We start from the raw sequence: 18,090 nt of genomic DNA on the forward strand, positions 1-18,090 counted from the left end.
GGATTGCATGAACGCAGTGATCGCCAATTTGTTGCCGATTGTGCTGTTTTTTGTGTTTTTCTACTTTTTGCTCATTCGCCCGCAACAAAAACGGCAACGCGCCATCCAGCAAATGCAGGCGAATTTGAAAAAAGGCGATAAAATCATCACGATCGGTGGATTGCACGGCATCATCGACTCGGTCGATGAGGACAAAATCATCGTTCGCGCCGGCGACGGCACGCGACTGACGTTCGACCGCTCCGCGGTGAGAGAAGTGGTGGCGGAAAGTAAGGCGTAGCGAAAGCGCGGCCATCGGCATCTAAGCTTGAGCGCCGATTTGAACGGCGGTGTGAAAAGCGCGAGCGAGACGCAATCTCGTTTCTTACCATCGCGCTCTCCATCACAAAAGGTGTCCCGTTTGCCTTGAGGACACCTTTTGCTTTTGCGATGGTTTGTCGTTTTTACGTCCGTTCATAGCGCGACGATGACAAATTGACTCCGACGATGCCACCTAAGGAAGCAGCGGCGAAAAAGGCAAGGTGGTACAGCCATTGTTCGACGGTAAACGATTTTTCCATGCCAAGAAATTGAAACAAAAAGATGATCGCCGTAAATAAGAGGCCGGTCAGCCCGCCGGCGAGCCATCCTTTTTCTTGGCTTTTTCCGCCGGCGACAACGCCGCCGATAAACAGCGAGACAACCGAGGCGGCAAACACGATCCAGGTGAGCGACGATTCGTGAATGTCCGTCCATTTGAGCAACAACGAAAAAATGAAGCTGACGAGCGCCGCCAACACAAAAACTGTGGCGATTCCATACACCAGTGCGCTGCCAAGCCGTGACACCGCAATCCCTCCTTGGCCCAAACGCTTTTTACCACAATATATTCACCGCCGGACAGGTTTAGACGTTTATTTTCGCTTGTTTTTTCCGGCCAGCCAGTGCAGCCCCGGAAGGTAGACGAGCTCTTCGCGCCGGATGAGCCGGAACAGAATGAGGCAGGCGGCATATAGGGCGGCTGTCGCGGCCATGGCAAGCAGCGTCCAAAGCGGTGCGGGCACCGCCAAAAGCGGATGGCGGGAGAGCGCATAGCCGATTGCGCCCGCAGCGATGATGGCGCCAAGCGCTTTGATGTACTCGCGTGCATCGATGGAAAAAGACACCATCTTGACGACCGTGGCAAAGTGAAGCAACGTCACAAGAACGGTGCTGACTGCAGTCGCCAGCGCCGCGCCCATAATGCCCAAACTTGGACGGGAAGCAAGGACGAAGATGCACACGAGCTTCACCACTGCTCCGATCAAGCTGTTCGTCATGGCGGCTTTCGCCAAGTCCAGTCCTTGCAAGACCGCCTGCAGCGGGCCTTGGAAATAATACAATAAGAAAAACGGCGCCATCACTTGAATAAAGATCGCGGCTTCACTTGTGCCGTACATCCAGCGCATGAGCGGATCGGCGAACAAGTAAAGAATGACGGTGGAAAGGCCGCCGGTGATAAGCGACAAGCGCATCGCCTGGGTGATCCGGTATTCGACCAAAAGCAGCTTGCGTTGCGCCATGGCTTCGCTGATGGCCGGCACCAGGGTGGTCGAAAGCGCGTACGTAATAAACGACGGCAACGTCAACAACGGCAGCGCGTAGCCGACAAGCTGTCCGTATTGCCTTGTGGCAGTGGAGGCGGCGATGCCGGCCAATGCCAAGCTGTTGGCGACGACGATTGGCTCAAAAAACCAAGAAAGCGAGCCGATCAAACGGCCGCCGGTCGTTGGCAAGGCAATGCGCATGAGGCGGACGAACGTCTCTTTGCCGGCTTGGACGTAGTGAAAAAACTTTGTCCGCAGGCGAATCGATTTTTTAACCTTAAATAAAAACAGTAAATACAATAATGCTGCCAGCTCGCCGAGAACGGAAGACGCCATGGCGCCGGCGGCGGCATACTCGACGCCGTACGGCAAAAGCGGCTGTGTGCATAAGGCGATCAAGCTGATGCGGACGATTTGTTCCAGCAAGAGCGAGTAGGCGTACGGTTTCATTTGCTGGCGTCCTTGAAAGTAGCCGCGCAGCACCGAAGAGATGGCGACGATCGGCACAATTGGAGCGATGGCAAGAAGCGGATAGTACGTACGCGGGTCGGTGAACATCGTCCGGGAGAGCCATGGCGCAACAGCGATCAACGCCGGCAGAAGCACGATGCTTAGCGCGCCGGTGGTGGCCAGCGACACGACGAGAATTTGTTTCACCCGTTGCCGGTCGCCGGCCGCCTCTGCTTCGGCGACGAGTTTGGAAATGGCGACCGGAAGCCCGATCTGCGTCGCGGTAATCGCTAAAACGAGCGTCGGCACGGCCATCATGTACAGCCCGACTCCTTCATCGCCGATCATGCGGGCGACGACAATTCGGTTGATGAAGCCGAGAATTTTCGTAATAAAGCCAGCGACGATTAAAATGACCGTACCTTGTAAAAATTTAGACATTTTCTCCCCCTGCCTTCTCAAATGCCTCCATCTTTTATACAATATATGCAAGGCCCATGGCCAAGCATGACAAGATTGGCAGGCGGCAATGGATACAAGGGGGTATGGGGGATGGATGAAAACCGGAAGCTGCGCGAACAGCTCATGCCGGCGCTCGAGTCGAAGTGCGATGAGTTTCGTCTTCTCGGCTATACGCAAGTGACGATGGACGGGCTGTGGGAATGTTTATGTTCCCGAAAGTGGAAGCATCGGCCGGCGGAAAAAAAACTGCATGAGTTGGTCAGCGACATTTTCTCTCTTTCGCCGAGCGAGTATATGATATTTTTGACGATGCGTTCGTATAAGCAGCAGGCGGCCGGCGATGATGAGTTGGAGCGGGTTTTAAAGGAGTTGTTATAGTGGAAAATTGACACTTGCCGGCTGCTGTTTCATAATGGAAGGCGAGGCCAATGTTTTGCTTGGCGCGACACCGGACGGCTCTGAAGCAAGTTGAAGGAGGATCTTAAGGAGAATGGTAAAACGAAACCGCATCGTCGCCTTTTTTCTGCTCCTGCTTTTGTTCGCCGGAGTGATGGGGCCGACGATTCAAGGAATTGTACATAACATCAAACTGGGCCTTGACTTGCAAGGCGGTTTTGAAGTGCTGTATGAAGTGAAGCCGGCCAAAAAAGGCGATAAGATTGACCAAGAGACGCTGCAAAGCACCGTCAGTGCGCTGAATAAACGGATCAACGTCCTTGGCGTCAGCGAGCCGCGCGTTGACATCGAGGGAGGAAACCGCATCCGCGTCCAGCTCGCCGGGGTGAAAGACCAAAATGAGGCGCGCGAAATTTTGTCCACGCAGGCGAAATTGACGTTCCGCGATGTCAATGACAACGTGCTTATGGATGGAAGCGACCTCGTCCAAGGCGGAGCGAAGCTGTCGTTTGATGAAAACGGCCGGCCGAGCGTCGCTCTGAAATTGAAAGACGCCGACAAGTTCCGCCAGGTGACGGAAAAAGTATATAAAATGGGGCCGCCAAACAACATTTTAGTCATTTGGCTCGATTTTAAAGAAGGGGTGGACTCCTACCGGAAAGAAGCGGGCAAAACGGATCCGAAATTTATTTCCGCCGCTTCAGTCAACCAAGTGTTCAATCAGACGGATGTGTCGATCGTCGGCAATTTTACGGTCAAAGAAGCGCAACAGCTGGCCGATTTGCTCAATGCCGGCGCGCTGCCGGTCGAGCTGCATGAAATTTACTCCACGTCCGTCGGCGCTCAGTTTGGGAAAAACGCCCTGCAAAAAACGGTGTTGGCCGGCATCATCGGTGTGGCGGCGATCTTCTTGTTCATGATTTGGTTTTACCGGCTTCCCGGGATCATCGCCGTCATTACGCTGTCGGTATACATTTATTTGATTTTGCTTTTGTTTGATTGGATGAACGTCGTGATGACGCTGCCGGGCATTGCCGCCCTGATTTTAGGGGTTGGGATGGCGGTCGATGCCAACATTATTACGTACGAACGGATCAAAGAGGAGCTGAAGCTCGGCAAGTCGATGCTGTCGGCGTTCCGTGCTGGCAACCGCGGGTCGTTTGCGACGATTTTTGACGCCAACCTTACGACGATCATCGCCGGCGCTGTTCTTTTTATTTACGGGACAAGCTCGGTGAAAGGGTTTGCGACGACGCTCATCATCAGCATCGTCGTCAGCTTTCTCACCGCTGTTTATGGCACGCGGCTGTTGCTCGGACTGCTTGTGTCAAGCCGCTGGCTCGATAAAAAGCCGGAGTGGTTTGGCGTCAAAAAGTCGCAAATCTTAAACATTGCCGAAACGACCGAGGAAACGGAAGTGCCGACGAAGTTTGACCGCTGGGATTTTGTCAAACATAGCAAAAAGTTTTTCATTTTCTCTGGCGCATTGGCGATCGCCGGCGTCATCTCGTTGTTTGCCCTGGGGCTGAATCTTGGCATTGACTTCACGAGCGGAACGCGCGTTGAGGTGAAGAGCAGCCAGCCGATCGATGCGAAAGAGTTGAGCGACTATTTCGAGCGGCTCGGCTACAAGCCGGAGGATGTCGTCCTGTCCGGCACGGATGGGAAAACAGGCGTCGTCCGCTTGATTGGCGTGCTCGATAAGCAAGAAATTGCCAAGCTGAAAAATGAATTGAAGCAAGCGTATGGCAACGAACCAAACATCAGCACCGTCTCTCCGGTCGTCGGCAAGCAGCTGGCCCGCAATGCGCTCATTGCTGTGCTGATTTCCTCGATCGGCATCATTCTTTACGTGACGATCCGTTTTGAGTGGCGGATGGCGTTGGCGGCGATCGTTGCCCTGTTGCATGACGCCTTTTTCATTGTCACTGTGTTCAGCTTGACGCGTCTTGAAGTCGATTTGACATTCATCGCCGCGGTGCTGACGATCATCGGGTACTCGATCAACGATACGATCGTCACGTTTGACCGCATCCGGGATTTGATGAAAAAGCGGAAAGTGAAAACGGTTGACGACTTGAAGTATATCGTCAACCGGGCGTTGCAGCAAACATTTACGCGCTCGGTCAATACCGTATTGACCGTCTTGTTTACGGTCATCGCGTTGCTCATCTTTGGCAGCGAAGCGATCCGCAATTTCAACCTCGCCTTGCTCGTTGGACTTGTGTGCGGCGTCTATTCGTCGCTTTGCATCGCGTCTCAGCTTTGGGTCGTTTGGAAAGGACAGGAGCTCAAAAAAGGGAAAGGAGCCAAAAAAGCGGCGGCCGAGGCCGAACCGCAGGTGTAACAGCGCGCCGGAAAAGTGAATGTGCTTTTCCGGCGCCTTTTTTGTTCGGTGCAATGCTCGGGGCGGAAAATGGATATACTAACCATCAGATGCAACATAGGCAGCGTGTGAGGCTGCTGAATGCAAAGGTGGGGGAGATGGCCATGGAACACGAACAGCGATTCAAGCAGGCGAAAACAGCAGCGGTCGTCGGCATCGCCGGCAACATGGCGCTTGCTGCTGTCAAGGCGGCGGTCGGTGTGTGGAGCCAAAGCCAAGCGTTGATCGCTGATGCCGCCCATTCAGCGTCCGATGTTGCCGGCTCGTTCGCCGTTTGGGTTGGACTGCGGGCCGCTGCGCGCCCGCCGGATGAGGATCATCCGTACGGGCATGGGAAAGCGGAATCAATCGCCGCCATTATTGTGGCGGTTCTTCTATTTCTCGTTGGGATCGAGATCGGGCGCTCGGCGTTTCTGTCATTTTTCGCCCCACTGTCGCCGCCCGGGGCGGCCGCCATTTACATCTTGTTGTTGTCGATTGCTGTCAAAGAAGCGATGTTTCACTATAAATACCGGCTCGGGAAAAAGCTAAACAGCGATGCGCTGATCATCAACGCCTATGAGCACCGATCGGATGTGTTTTCGTCGTTTGCTGCGCTCATCGGCGTCGGCGCCGCCATTGTCGGTGGAAAATGGGAGATTGACTGGCTTGTATATGCCGACCCGCTCGCCGGATTGTTCGTCTCGCTGCTTGTTCTGAAAATGGCATGGGACCTTGGCCGACAGTCGGTCCATACGGCGATCGACCATGTGCTTCACAAGGAAGAGGCTGGCTATTTGCGCGAGGCGGTCTTGTCCATTCCCGATGTGCGGCAAATCAATGAGCTGCATGCACGCGAGCACGGCCATTACGTCATCGTCGATTTGAAAATCGCCGTCGATCCGCGCTTGACGGTCGAAGAGGGGCACCGGATCGGAAAGAAAGTGAAAGAAAAACTACTGACGCTGCCGCGCGTCCGCAATGTCATGGTTCACATCAACCCGTACAACCCGGAAAAAAAACCGTAATGTCGTTGCCTGCCCTTTTCTCCTTTTTGTATAATAAGGAGAGTTGAGGTGGGAGACATGTTGAAAGCGAAAACGCGTTGGGAGGTGGAGCGCCTCGATGAGCAGACGGTGAGGCGGCTGGCTGAGGAAGCCGGCGTCACGCCCTTATTGGCGAGGCTTCTCGTCCGCCGCGGGGTGCGGACGGCCTCGGAGGCGGCGTCGTTTCTCAATCCGCTTGAGCAATCGTTTCATGATCCGTTTTTGCTTGACGGGATGGAGCGCGCGATTCAGCGTCTAAAGCGGGCGATCGACGCGGGTGAACGCGTGTTGGTATACGGCGATTACGATGCCGATGGCGTTTGCAGCACGTCGGTGATGGTGAGTGCTCTCAAGGAGGCGGGGGCGTCGGTCGAGTTCTACATTCCGAACCGATTTACGGAAGGATACGGGCCGAACATGGCGGCGTTTCGCTCCGCAAAAGAGCGCGGCGTTTCCGTCATTGTGACCGTCGACAATGGGATTGCGGCGGTCAAGGAAATTGCGGCCGCCAACGAGTGGGGGATGGATGTCATCGTAACGGATCACCACGAGCCAGGTCCGGTGTTGCCGGAGGCGCATGCGATCATCCATCCGAAGCAGCCGGGAAGTACATATCCGTTTCGCGATTTAGCCGGCGTCGGCGTTGCGTTTAAGGTAGCCCATGCCTTGCTTGGGCGGGTGCCGCGCCATTTGCTTGATTTGGTCGCGATCGGCACGATCGCTGATTTGGTTCCGCTTGTTGGGGAAAACCGCCTCTTTGTTGCACACGGGCTTGAAGCGTTGCGAGCGACGGAGCGCATCGGGCTGCGCGCTCTTTTTCGGCAATGCCGCATTGATGCGGCGGCCATCAACGAACAGACGGTCGGATTTGTCATCGCTCCGCGCTTGAACGCGGCGGGGCGCCTCGGCGGCGCCGATCCGGCAGTGGCGCTCTTAATGACGGACGATGAGAACGAAGCGGTGCAGCTGGCGGCGGAGATGGACGAGTTAAACCGCGAACGTCAGCAGCTTGTGGCACAAATCGCTGAAGAAGCGGCGGACATGGTGCGCCGCCAATTTCCTCCTGAGGAACATCGCGTCTTGGTTGTGGCAGGCGAAGGATGGAATGCCGGAGTGGTGGGCATTGTCGCTTCTAAGCTTGTTGAGCAGTTTTACCGCCCGGCGGTCGTGCTTTCAATCGACCGGGAAAAAGGGATCGCCAAAGGGTCAGCCCGTAGCATTCATGGGTTTGACTTATTCGCCAGCCTGTCGCAATGCCGCGACCTGTTGCCGCACTTTGGCGGCCACCCGATGGCGGCGGGGATGACATTGGCGCTTGATGATGTCGAAGAATTGCGGCAACGGCTGAACGCCATCGCCGCCGAAACGTTGTCTGAGGACGATTTTACGCCGCCGACGTTCATCGATGCTTCCTGTTCGATTGCTGAGTTGACGCTGTCGACCGCCCGCGGCCTTGAGCGGTTCGCTCCGTTTGGCGTCGGCAATCCACGGCCGCTTGTTCTCATTGAAGGGGCGTCGGTTGAAACCATGCGGCGCGTCGGGGCGAACGGAGCCCATATGAAAGCCGTCTTTTCCCAAGACGGGGCCGCGATCGATGCTATCGGCTTCGGCCTCGGGCCGTTATGCGAAGAAATCGCTCCGGATGCGCGCATTTCGGCGGTCGGGGAGCTGTCGGTGAACGAATGGAACGGGTTCGCCAAGCCACAGCTGTCGTTGTGTGATCTGGCGGTCAGCGACTGCCAGCTGTTTGACGTCCGCGGCTGCCGCGACGTCCGTCCACTTCTTGAGCGGCTGCCAAAAGAGAAGCGGCTAGTCGTCTCCTTTCGCTGCGAAACTGGACAGCGCCCGGACGTGGCGCCATTTCGCGGGGAGCTTCATTGCGTGCCGACCGAAGAAGAGGCGGGCGCCTTATCGATTGACGACCGCTATGTCGTGCTACTTGACGTGCCGCCGCGGCTGGCCTTGCTGTCGGCGCTTCTTGGCAACGGGCGGCCGGCGCGCATTTACGCGGTGTTCGCCCAGCCCGAGGCGCAATTTTTCCGCACGTTTCCGACGCGCGAACATTTTAAATGGTTTTACGCCTTTTTGCATCAACACCGTTCGTTTCCGCTCGCCAAGCGCGGCGGTGAGCTGGCCCGCGCCCGCGGTTGGACGGAAGAGACGGTTCATTTTATGGCGAAGGTGTTTTTAGAGCTTGACTTTATCAGCGAACAAAACGGCGTCATTTCGCTCGTTCATCAGCCGGCGAAGCGCGATTTGCACGAATCGCCGACGTACCGCCGGCGGCGGGACGAACTTGAGGCGGAGCATCAGTTAGTCTATTCCACTTACGAGCAATTGAAACGCTGTTTGGCGGAAATGACACGTTCGCAAACGCACGAGGAGGCAAACGTATCATGGACTTAAAACAATACATTACGATTGTGCCCGATTTCCCGAAGCCGGGCATCATGTTTAAAGATATTACAACGCTGATGGACAACGGTCTGGCGTACAAATACGCGATCGACCAAATTGTTCAATATGCGCGCGAAAAACAAATCGATATCGTCGTTGGTCCGGAAGCGCGCGGCTTTATCATCGGATGCCCAGTCGCCTATGCGCTTGGCGTCGGGTTTGCGCCGGTGCGCAAGGAAGGGAAGCTGCCGCGCGAAGTCGTCCGTGTGGAGTATGGCCTGGAATATGGAACAGATGTCTTGACGATGCATAAAGATGCCATTAAGCCAGGGCAGCGTGTGTTGATCACCGACGATTTGCTCGCGACGGGTGGGACGATGCGGGCGACGATCGATTTGGTGGAACAGCTCGGCGGAGTAGTGGCCGGATTGGCGTTTTTGATTGAGCTCACCGAGCTTGGCGGCCGCAAAAAATTGGAAGGCTACGACATTTTGACGCTGATGCAGTTTTAAACAGTCGACATTGTTCGCATCTTCGGATACAATAAAGAAAAAAGGGGCACTCACACATGAGTGCTCTTTCTTATTAACCGTATGAACGCAACGGACCTCTGTGCTTTGCAGCTTCAATTTTAATCGATTAAAAAGGTGATTCAACCCTATGGCCAATGAACAAGTGCTGACAGCGGAGCAAGTGTTTGAACGAGCGAGCTGTTATTTGTCGGAACAAGACGTCGCCTTTTTGAAAAAGGCGTATGAGTTTGCCAAGCACGCCCATCGCGACCAATTTCGGAAATCGGGCGAACCATACATCATCCATCCGATTCAAGTCGCGGGCATTTTGGTGGACTTAAAGATGGACGCGACAACGATCGCCGCCGGGTTTTTGCATGATGTCATCGAAGACACTGAGGCGACAAAAGAAGACCTCGAGCGCGAGTTCGGCGCGGAAGTGGCGATGCTTGTCGACGGGGTGACGAAGCTTGGGAAAATTAAATATAAATCGCAGGAAGAACAGCAGGCGGAAAACCACCGGAAAATGTTTTTGGCCATGGCGCAAGATATCCGGGTCATTTTGATCAAGCTCGCCGACCGGCTGCACAATATGCGGACATTGAAACATTTGCCGGCCGAAAAACAGCGGCGCATTGCCAATGAGACGCTCGAAATTTTCGCTCCGCTCGCGCATCGGCTCGGCATTTCGAAAATCAAATGGGAGCTTGAGGATACGGCGCTTCGCTATTTAAACCCGCAGCAATATTACCGCATCGTCAATTTAATGAAGAAAAAGCGGGCTGAGCGCGAGCAATATTTGGAGGAAGTCATTCAAGAAGTGCGCGAACGGCTCAACGAAGTGCATATTCCTTGCGAAATTTCCGGGCGTCCGAAACATATTTACAGCATTTACCGAAAAATGGTGATGCAAAACAAACAGTTTAATGAAATTTACGATTTGCTTGCCGTCCGCATCATTGTCAACAGCATTAAAGACTGCTACGCGGTGCTCGGCATCATCCATACATGCTGGAAGCCGATGCCAGGGCGCTTCAAAGACTACATCGCCATGCCGAAGCCGAACATGTACCAGTCGCTCCACACGACGGTGATCGGCCCCAAGGGCGAGCCGCTTGAGGTGCAAATCCGCACATTCGAAATGCATCAAATCGCCGAGTTCGGAATTGCCGCCCATTGGGCGTACAAAGAAGGAAAGACGATCAAACCTAATTCATTTGAAGAAAAGCTGTCTTGGTTTCGGGAAATTTTGGAGTGGCAAAACGACGCGAGCAATGCCGAAGAGTTCATGGAATCGCTCAAGATGGACTTGTTTTCCGATATGGTGTTCGTTTTCACGCCAAAGGGCGACGTCATCGAGCTGCCAGCCGGGTCGGTGCCGATCGATTTCGCCTATCGCATCCATTCGGAAATCGGCAATAAAACGATCGGCGCCAAAGTGAACGGCAAAATGGTGCCGCTTGACTATAAGCTTCAGACGGGCGACATCGTGGAAATTTTGACGTCGAAACATTCGTACGGTCCAAGCCAGGACTGGCTGAAGCTCGCCAAGACGTCGCAGGCGCGCAACAAAATCCGCCAGTTTTTCAAAAAACAGCGGCGTGAAGAAAATATCGAAAAAGGAAAAGAAATGGTCGAAAAAGAAGTGCGCAGCCTCGGTTTTGAACCGAAAGAAGTGATGACGGCGGACAACGTCAAGCGTGTTGCGGAAAAATTTAATTTTTCGAATGAAGACGATATGTATGCGGCAGTCGGCTATCATGGCATCACAGCGGCGCAAATCGCCCATCGGTTGACGGAAAAATGGCGGAAGCAGCGCGATCTCGAGGAACAGCAGCGCAAACTGGCCGAAGCGGTCTTCGAAGCCAAGCTGCCGGCTGGAAAAAAGCGCGACTGCGGCATTCGCGTCCAGGGGGTCGACAACTTGCTCATCCGCCTGTCGCGTTGCTGCAACCCGGTGCCGGGCGATGAGATTATCGGCTTTATCACCCGCGGCCGCGGCATTTCCGTCCACCGCGCCGACTGCCCGAACGTCCAGACGGAAGAAGCGGCCGACCGGCTCATTGCGGTCGAATGGGAAAGCGGAACAGGCGGCGAGCGCGAGTATAACGTCGACATTGAAATCACCGGGTTTGACCGCCGCGGCTTGCTGAATGAGGTGCTGCAGGCGGTCAATGAAACGCGAACAGACATTTCCGTCGTCTCGGGACGCTCCGATCATCGCCATAAAATCGCGACGATCCATATGACGATCGCCATTCATAATTTGAGCCACTTGCAAAAAGTAGTCGATCGAATCAAGCAAATTCCCGACATTTATTCCGTCCAGCGTTTGATGAACAACTAAGGGCGGCGAAAGGAGGAAGGCGAGTGAGAGCGGTCATCCAGCGGGCGAAAGAGGCCAAAGTCACCGTCGACGGCGAGACGGTCGGAGCGATCGATGCTGGGCTTGTCGTCCTTCTTGGCGTTACACACGAGGACACGGAGGACGATGCTGCCTATTTGGCTGAGAAAATCGCTCATTTGCGTATTTTTGAAGATGAAAACGGAAAAATGAACCGCTCCTTGCTTGACGTCGGCGGGGCGGTGCTGTCGGTGTCGCAGTTCACCCTTTACGGCGACTGCCGAAAAGGCCGGCGCCCGAACTTTATGGCGGCGGCAAAGCCCGACCATGCCTTGCCGCTGTATGAAGCGTTCAACGCCGCTTTGCGCGAAAGAGGCGTTCATGTAGAAACCGGCGTATTCGGTGCGATGATGGGCGTATCGCTCACAAACGACGGGCCGGTCACCTTGATCATCGACAGCAGCGAGAAACCGGGAAACCGATAAAGTTTCCCGGTTTCTTTTTTATTTTCGGCGAAAAATGGGAAAGATGAAAACAAGTGCGGCAATAAGAAAGGAGGAGCGCGATGCGGCAAACCAAAAGAGGCGAGCAGGCGCATCGGGCGGACGATGTGTTGTCCGCCGACTTTCACGAATGGGTGCGGCTCGAGGCTCAATATAGAGCGTTTGAGTTGGCATCCGAATTCGGTGTGGTGCCGAAAGACGTACAAATGTTGAAAAAACAGCAGCCCCGTCCGTAAGCATGGCGAGTTGGAAGGAGCGCACGCGGCGTGTGGATGTTTCGTGGGCCGAGGCGGTGTGGCCGTTCAGACGAAACAGCTGCGAATGAGCGCTGCGCATCCGCTCAACACTGATCCGGATCGGTAGAGGAAAAAATCCATTGCATATGTATTGACAAACACATGCCCCTATATGATAATAAGTATTGGTTTAAAATTATTATAAAATAGTCACAGGAGGTAGATGAAGAATGTCACTCGTAGGGAAAAAAGTGCAACCATTCCGTGCCCAAGCGTATCACAACGGCGAATTCATCGAAGTGACAGAGCAAGACTTCATGGGAAAATGGAGCATCGTCTGCTTCTATCCGGCGGACTTTACGTTCGTCTGCCCGACGGAGCTCGAAGACTTGCAAGACCACTACGCTACGTTCAAAGAACTTGGCGTAGAAGTGTACTCGGTTTCGACCGACACTCACTTTACTCATAAAGCATGGCACGATACATCGCCAGCTATCGGCAAAATCGAATACGTGATGATCGGCGACCCGTCGCATCAACTGTCGCGCATGTTTGATGTGCTCGATGAAGAACAAGGATTGGCGCAACGCGGCACGTTCATCATTGACCCAGACGGCGTCATTCAAGCGGTGGAAATCAATGCGGACGGCATCGGCCGCAACGCCAGCACGCTGATTGATAAAATTAAAGCGGCCCAATACGTGCGCAACCATCCGGGTGAAGTCTGCCCGGCGAAATGGAAAGAAGGAGCGGAAACGCTGAAGCCGAGCCTTGACCTTGTCGGCAAAATTTAAGGGGGCTTAGGAGATGCTGTTGGATGCTGACATCAAGGCGCAACTAGCTCAGTATTTGCAATTGCTTGAAAATGATATTGTCTTGACGGTAAGCGCGGGAGACGACAACGTTTCCCGCGATATGCTTGCTTTAATCGATGAATTAACGGCGATGTCGCCGAAAATCAAAGTGGAAAAAGCGAAGCTGGAACGAACGCCAAGCTTCAGCGTCAACCGGGTCGGCGAAAACACCGGCATCACCTTCGCCGGCGTGCCGCTCGGTCATGAATTTACGTCCCTCGTTTTGGCGCTGCTTCAAGTGAGCGGGCGGCCGCCGAAAGTCAGCCAAGACGTCGTGGACCGCATTCAACAAATCAGAGGCAAACATCATTTTGAAACGTACGTCAGCCTGACCTGCCACAACTGCCCGGACGTCGTGCAAGCGCTCAACATTATGAGCGTGTTGAACCCAGATATTTCGCATACGATGATCGACGGGGCGGCGTTTAAAGAAGAAGCGGAGCAAAAAGGGATTATGGCCGTACCGACGGTGTTTTTAAACGGCAAACTGTTCGCGAGCGGCCGCATGTCGCTTGAAGATATCCTCGCCAAATTAGGGAGTGCTCCGGACGCTTCTTCCTTCGCCAACAAAGAGCCGTTTGATGTGCTGGTGATCGGCGGCGGCCCTGCAGGTGCGACAGCAGCCATTTACGCAGCGCGCAAAGGCATTCGCACTGGCATTGTCGCGGAGCGCTTCGGCGGACAAATTTTAGATACGCTCGGCATTGAAAACTTTATCAGCGTCAAATATACGGAAGGACCGAAGCTTGCGGCCAGCATTGAAGAACATGTAAAGCAATACAACGTCGACATCATGAGCTCGCAGCGGGCAAAACGGCTCGAGAAAAAAGACTTGATTGAAGTCGAGCTGGAAAACGGCGCTGTGTTGAAAAGCAAAACCGTTGTCATCGCAACGGGCGCCCGTTGGCGCAACCTTGGCGTGCCGGGCGAGGACGAGTTCAAAAACAAAGGCGTCGCCTATTGCCCGCACTGCGACGGCCCGCTGTTCGAAGGGAAGCACGTGGCGGTCATCGGCGGCGGGAACTCTGGAGTCGAAGCGGCGATTGACCTCGCTGGCATCGCCAGCCATGTGACGCTGCTGGAGTTCGCCCCTGAACTCAAGGCGGATGCTGTGCTGCAAAACCGGTTGTACAGCCTGCCGAACGTAACGGTGATAAAAAACGCGCAAACGACGGAAATCACCGGCACGGACAAAGTCAACGGCTTGACGTACATTGACCGGGAAACAGGAGAAGAACATCATATCGAATTGCAAGGCGTGTTCGTGCAAATCGGCCTTGTTCCGAACACCGAATGGTTGGGAGAAACGGTGGAACGGAATCGCTTCGGTGAAATTATCGTCGATAAACGCGGCGCGACGAACATTGAAGGCGTCTTTGCCGCGGGCGACTGCACGGACAGCGCCTATAAGCAAATCATTATCTCGATGGGCTCGGGTGCAACCGCGGCGTTAAGCGCGTTTGATTACTTGATTCGCCATTAAAGAGAGCCGAAGGTGGACCGCCTCTTCGATCCCATGGAGGGGCGGTTCAATGAATCGGCTCTCTTTTTTTACAACAAGGAGAAAAATGCGATGAGACATCATGGTTTTTCTCTTTGCGAACAACCATGGATCACAGCTGCTAGTGTGAGTAAAATATTTGTGGGTGACATTCCGGAATGATTCCCCGACGAGGGTTGCGAACTTTTGTTCGCGACGCTCGTCGGGGCCACCAAGCGAAGCGCGGTAGAAAAAAGCAAATGTCATGCAAAAAGGACTCTCTCCCTGCTATGATGGTGATGACCAACATCCATAAAACAGGAGGGAGAGAGTCCATGAAACATCTTACCACAGAATGGCCTTTATTAAAAGAGCTGGAGGAACAATTAGTCAGAACTCTTCAAAAGGTGTTCGCTGTCTTGTTGGCGGCCCTTTTGGAGGAGATTGATCAACAACTGGCGGAAGCGCGGGACAAGCGCCGGTATCAGCTGAAAGACAAACGGCCGACTACGATCCAAACGCTGTTTGGAGAAGTGACGTTTCGACGGAACTACTACTATGACCGGCAAACGGGGAACTATACCTTCTTGCTGGATGCCGAACTGGGCTTTGATGGAGCGCAGTCGATCAGCCCTTGCCTCGAGGAAACGGCGGTCGAGTTGGCCGTAGAGTGCTCTTCCTACCGCAAAGCGGCCCGTACGTTGGAGTCGATCGTGGGGTATGCGGTCCTAAGCCACGAGGCGATTCGCCAACTGGTGCTGGAGGCCCCTGTCTCGCTGCACCGCCCTGTTTCCCAACGGCACGGCCGAGTGCTATTTGTGGAGGCGGATGGGCTGTTCATTTCCCGCCAGGGGAAAGGGAAACGGGCGAAAGAAGAGAAAATCCTGGCGGTTCACGAGGGATGGAAACGAAACGGTTCGCAGCTCGAGCTCGTGAACCGGCGCCACTACCTCCATGAAGGGGCGGGAGACGTGTGGGAACGGTTTGAAGAGTGGCTGATGAACGAATATGCCTATGATCCGTGCCGGGACCTTTTGATCATCAACGGCGACGCGGCGTCGTGGATCACGGCCTGCCGGGAGTATTTTGGGAAGCGGGCGTGCTTTCAGCTGGATCGATTTCATGTGGCGCGGGAGCTGCGTCAGTGTCTGTCCGGCCATCCGCGTTGGCGGGAGGTGCGGAGGAAGCTGGCGAAACAAGACGAAGAAGGACTTTTGGTCGAGCTGAACAGCGCGGTCGGCACGTTGGGGGACGAAGGCAAAGAACAACAGCTGGCCGCCTTGATTCGCCGGATCGAGTCGATGCCGGGATGCATCCGGGACTATCGGGAGTGGCTGTCGGAGCAAGGGGTGGAGACGACCGGCATGCGTCCGATGGGCCACGCCGAGAGCGTGATGAGCCGGTTTGCGCATCGGGTGAAATCCCGCCGCAGCTGGAAAGACCAAGGGCTTCGGGCGTTTCTGAGGGCGATGGCGGCCCGAATCGACGGGATTTGGCGGAGAAATGGGCAGTTGGTGGAGGAAGAAGAGACCCGAACGGCGGCCTCGGCCTCAACAAAGTCCAAGCGGATCGAACAGGCCAAACGGAAGGCCGGACGGTTATGGGCAGATGTGGTGCGTCAGAATCTACCGTGTCTGCAGCGGTCATCCGGGACGCCGATCCATCAAGCGTTGTCGGCGCTCCGGGATGGTGGTTGGGTGTAAAAAAATGGAATACAATATCATCACTTCAAGATGAGGGATGAGAGTCCGAAAGCGCTTACGATATGAATTCCTTAAAATGGTTCGCTAACTAGTGATTGACAACGCCCGTAGTGAACCGAAAAAATGTTCTCCACAAAGTCTTGACTGACTCCAGCTGCTAGGACAACTTGACAAACGGGCGAGATTGTCCGTAATATAAAATTACATCTTTCTCATACGGAACAACCGATGATGGAGAAAAGTAGTTAAGGTCCACATGGCCAGAGAGGAAGCGCCCAAGGCTGCGAGCGCTTCTCCATGATGGCTTAACGAAAGACACTCCGTAGGTTTCCCTTTGAACGCGCTTTGCGCCAGTAAAGGGGAACGTGTGCCATGCGTTAATGGCGACAAGCGGAAGCCGGATCGGCTTCAATTAGGGTGGCACCGCGGGAATGACGCTCTCGTCCCTATGATCATGGGGACAAGGGCGTTTTATTTTGGGCAAAGGAGGATGAGCATGGCTTTTCAAATTCCAAGAGGGACACAAGATGTGCTGCCGGGTGACTCGGAAAAATGGCAATATGTCGAGCACATTGCCCGCAGCCTCTGCAGCCGGTATGGGTATCAGGAAATCCGGACGCCGATTTTTGAACATACGGAGCTTTTTTTGCGCGGCGTGGGGGATACAACGGACATTGTGCAAAAAGAAATGTACACGTTCGAAGACAAAGGGGGGCGCGCGCTGACGCTCCGCCCGGAAGGAACGGCGCCGGTTGTCAGAGCGTTTGTCGAGCATAAGCTGTACGGCAGTCCGAACCAGCCGCTGAAATTGTATTACAGCGGGCCGATGTTTCGCTACGAGCGTCCGGAAGCGGGACGGTTCCGCCAGTTCGTCCAGTTCGGCGTCGAGGCGCTCGGCAGCAGCGATCCGGCGATTGACGCCGAGGTGATGGCGCTAGCGATGCATATTTACGAAGCGCTTGGCTTAAAACGGATCCGGCTTGTCATGAACAGCTTGGGCGACCTTGACAGCCGCCGGGCGCACCGAGAGGCGCTTGTTCGCCATTTTTCAAACCGCATCCACGAGCTGTGCCCGGACTGCCAGACGAGGCTTCATACGAATCCGCTCCGCATTCTCGACTGCAAAAAAGACCGCGATCATGAGCTGATGGCGACGGCGCCGTCGATTTTAGACTATTTAAATGACGAATCGCGTGCCTATTTTGAGAAAGTGAAACAATACTTGACAGCGCTCGGCATCCCGTTTGTCATCGATGCGCGGCTCGTGCGCGGGCTTGACTATTACAACCACACGACGTTTGAAATTATGAGCGAAGCGGAAGGATTTGGCGCGGCGGCGACGCTGTGCGGCGGTGGGCGTTACAACGGGCTTGTCCAAGAAATCGGCGGTCCGGAGACGCCGGGCATCGGCTTTGCCTTGAGCATCGAGCGGCTGTTGGCCGCCCTTGACGCCGAAGGAGTGGAATTGCCGGTGGAGAGTGGGCTTGACTGCTATGTCGTCGCTGTCGGTGAGCGGGCGAAAGACGAGGCGGTCCGCCTCGTTTATGCATTGCGCCGCTTCGGATTGAGGGTCGATCAAGATTATTTGGGCCGAAAATTGAAGGCGCAGCTGAAGGCCGCCGACCGGCTTGGGGCATCGTTTGTCGCCATTATCGGCGATGAAGAACTCGAGAGACAGGAAGTGGCGGTAAAGCATATGGCGAGCGGCGAGCAAACGAATGTACCGCTCGGCGAGTTGGCGCACTTTTTGCATGAACGGATCGGGAAGGAGGAGTGA

General features: G+C 54.7%; 15 protein-coding genes and 1 other annotated feature. Of the genes, 13 read left to right on the forward strand and 2 right to left on the reverse strand.

The annotated features are described in order from the left end of the window. Window positions 1–7 precede the first annotated feature (7 nt). On the forward strand, window positions 8–280 hold the full coding sequence (gene yajC / locus NSS88_RS13140; protein WP_033014793.1) for a preprotein translocase subunit YajC: 273 nt from the start codon (window positions 8–10) through the stop codon (window positions 278–280). A 163-nt stretch (window positions 281–443) separates the two neighbouring features. On the opposite strand, the gene NSS88_RS13145 is transcribed toward yajC, so the two are convergent. Together NSS88_RS13145 and spoVB are read right to left on the reverse strand one after the other, a co-directional pair. Continuing rightward, a complete protein-coding gene (locus tag NSS88_RS13145) occupies window positions 444–827 on the reverse strand; it encodes a TIGR04086 family membrane protein (protein WP_033006360.1) in 384 nt (127 codons plus the stop codon). A 66-nt stretch (window positions 828–893) separates the two neighbouring features. After that, window positions 894–2,456, reverse strand: a complete 1,563-nt coding sequence (gene spoVB, locus NSS88_RS13150; protein WP_049624741.1) for a stage V sporulation protein B — start codon at window positions 2,454–2,456, stop codon at window positions 894–896. Between the two features lie 111 nt (window positions 2,457–2,567). Between spoVB and NSS88_RS13155 the strand changes: the two genes are divergently transcribed. The 12 genes from NSS88_RS13155 (at window position 2,568) to hisS (ending at window position 18,090) form a co-directional block, all read left to right on the forward strand. Beyond that, window positions 2,568–2,855, forward strand: a complete 288-nt coding sequence (locus NSS88_RS13155; RefSeq protein ID WP_033014790.1) for a post-transcriptional regulator — start codon at window positions 2,568–2,570, stop codon at window positions 2,853–2,855. A 112-nt stretch (window positions 2,856–2,967) separates the two neighbouring features. Further along, window positions 2,968–5,220: a protein translocase subunit SecDF gene (secDF, locus tag NSS88_RS13160; RefSeq protein ID WP_049624740.1), complete on the forward strand. Its 2,253-nt coding sequence runs from the start codon at window positions 2,968–2,970 to the stop codon at window positions 5,218–5,220. A gap of 137 nt (window positions 5,221–5,357) precedes the next feature. Beyond that, window positions 5,358–6,266, forward strand: coding sequence for a cation diffusion facilitator family transporter (locus NSS88_RS13165; protein WP_080985658.1), 909 nt, complete (start codon window positions 5,358–5,360; stop codon window positions 6,264–6,266). Window positions 6,267–6,323: 57 nt separating this feature from the next. Next, on the forward strand, window positions 6,324–8,690 hold the full coding sequence (gene recJ / locus NSS88_RS13170; RefSeq protein WP_328063418.1) for a single-stranded-DNA-specific exonuclease RecJ: 2,367 nt from the start codon (window positions 6,324–6,326) through the stop codon (window positions 8,688–8,690). After that, window positions 8,681–9,193, forward strand: a complete 513-nt coding sequence (locus NSS88_RS13175; protein WP_033014788.1) for an adenine phosphoribosyltransferase — start codon at window positions 8,681–8,683, stop codon at window positions 9,191–9,193. The genes recJ and NSS88_RS13175 overlap by 10 nt, the downstream gene beginning before the upstream one ends. Before the next feature lie 148 nt (window positions 9,194–9,341). Further along, window positions 9,342–11,540: a RelA/SpoT family protein gene (locus NSS88_RS13180; protein WP_061580793.1), complete on the forward strand. Its 2,199-nt coding sequence runs from the start codon at window positions 9,342–9,344 to the stop codon at window positions 11,538–11,540. 23 nt (window positions 11,541–11,563) lie between these two features. Further along, window positions 11,564–12,022 (forward strand): D-aminoacyl-tRNA deacylase, encoded by a 459-nt coding sequence (gene dtd, locus NSS88_RS13185; RefSeq protein ID WP_061580794.1) that lies wholly within the window; start codon window positions 11,564–11,566, stop codon window positions 12,020–12,022. A gap of 80 nt (window positions 12,023–12,102) precedes the next feature. Beyond that, window positions 12,103–12,276 (forward strand): hypothetical protein, encoded by a 174-nt coding sequence (locus tag NSS88_RS13190; RefSeq protein ID WP_201027876.1) that lies wholly within the window; start codon window positions 12,103–12,105, stop codon window positions 12,274–12,276. Window positions 12,277–12,506: 230 nt separating this feature from the next. Then, a complete protein-coding gene (ahpC, locus tag NSS88_RS13195; protein WP_013144645.1) occupies window positions 12,507–13,070 on the forward strand; it encodes an alkyl hydroperoxide reductase subunit C in 564 nt (187 codons plus the stop codon). Window positions 13,071–13,083: 13 nt separating this feature from the next. Continuing rightward, on the forward strand, window positions 13,084–14,613 hold the full coding sequence (gene ahpF, locus NSS88_RS13200) for an alkyl hydroperoxide reductase subunit F (protein ID WP_055357947.1): 1,530 nt from the start codon (window positions 13,084–13,086) through the stop codon (window positions 14,611–14,613). Window positions 14,614–14,945: 332 nt separating this feature from the next. After that, window positions 14,946–16,313, forward strand: coding sequence for an ISLre2 family transposase (locus NSS88_RS13205; protein WP_341082615.1), 1,368 nt, complete (start codon window positions 14,946–14,948; stop codon window positions 16,311–16,313). A 219-nt stretch (window positions 16,314–16,532) separates the two neighbouring features. Further along, window positions 16,533–16,764, forward strand: a binding site (T-box leader). Between the two features lie 45 nt (window positions 16,765–16,809). Continuing rightward, window positions 16,810–18,090, forward strand: a complete 1,281-nt coding sequence (gene hisS / locus NSS88_RS13210; RefSeq protein WP_055357948.1) for a histidine--tRNA ligase — start codon at window positions 16,810–16,812, stop codon at window positions 18,088–18,090.

The organism is Geobacillus sp. FSL W8-1251, from assembly GCF_038005945.1.
GTDB classification, from domain to species: Bacteria; Bacillota; Bacilli; order Bacillales; family Anoxybacillaceae; genus Geobacillus; species Geobacillus stearothermophilus.

What these genes read in the sequence shown, in the direction of transcription:
- ahpF (WP_055357947.1), top strand. Translation starts at nt 13,084, where the DNA reads ATGCTGTTGGATGCTGACATCAAGGCGCAACTAGCTCAGTATTTGCAA.
- NSS88_RS13155 (WP_033014790.1), top strand. Translation starts at nt 2,568, where the DNA reads ATGGATGAAAACCGGAAGCTGCGCGAACAGCTCATGCCGGCGCTCGAG.
- hisS (WP_055357948.1), top strand. Translation starts at nt 16,810, where the DNA reads ATGGCTTTTCAAATTCCAAGAGGGACACAAGATGTGCTGCCGGGTGAC.
- NSS88_RS13165 (WP_080985658.1), top strand. Translation starts at nt 5,358, where the DNA reads ATGGCCATGGAACACGAACAGCGATTCAAGCAGGCGAAAACAGCAGCG.
- spoVB (WP_049624741.1), bottom strand. Translation starts at nt 2,456, where the DNA reads ATGTCTAAATTTTTACAAGGTACGGTCATTTTAATCGTCGCTGGCTTT.
- yajC (WP_033014793.1), top strand. Translation starts at nt 8, where the DNA reads ATGAACGCAGTGATCGCCAATTTGTTGCCGATTGTGCTGTTTTTTGTG.
- ahpC (WP_013144645.1), top strand. Translation starts at nt 12,507, where the DNA reads ATGTCACTCGTAGGGAAAAAAGTGCAACCATTCCGTGCCCAAGCGTAT.
- recJ (WP_328063418.1), top strand. Translation starts at nt 6,324, where the DNA reads ATGTTGAAAGCGAAAACGCGTTGGGAGGTGGAGCGCCTCGATGAGCAG.
- NSS88_RS13190 (WP_201027876.1), top strand. Translation starts at nt 12,103, where the DNA reads ATGCGGCAAACCAAAAGAGGCGAGCAGGCGCATCGGGCGGACGATGTG.
- NSS88_RS13180 (WP_061580793.1), top strand. Translation starts at nt 9,342, where the DNA reads ATGGCCAATGAACAAGTGCTGACAGCGGAGCAAGTGTTTGAACGAGCG.
- NSS88_RS13205 (WP_341082615.1), top strand. Translation starts at nt 14,946, where the DNA reads ATGAAACATCTTACCACAGAATGGCCTTTATTAAAAGAGCTGGAGGAA.
- NSS88_RS13175 (WP_033014788.1), top strand. Translation starts at nt 8,681, where the DNA reads ATGGACTTAAAACAATACATTACGATTGTGCCCGATTTCCCGAAGCCG.
- secDF (WP_049624740.1), top strand. Translation starts at nt 2,968, where the DNA reads ATGGTAAAACGAAACCGCATCGTCGCCTTTTTTCTGCTCCTGCTTTTG.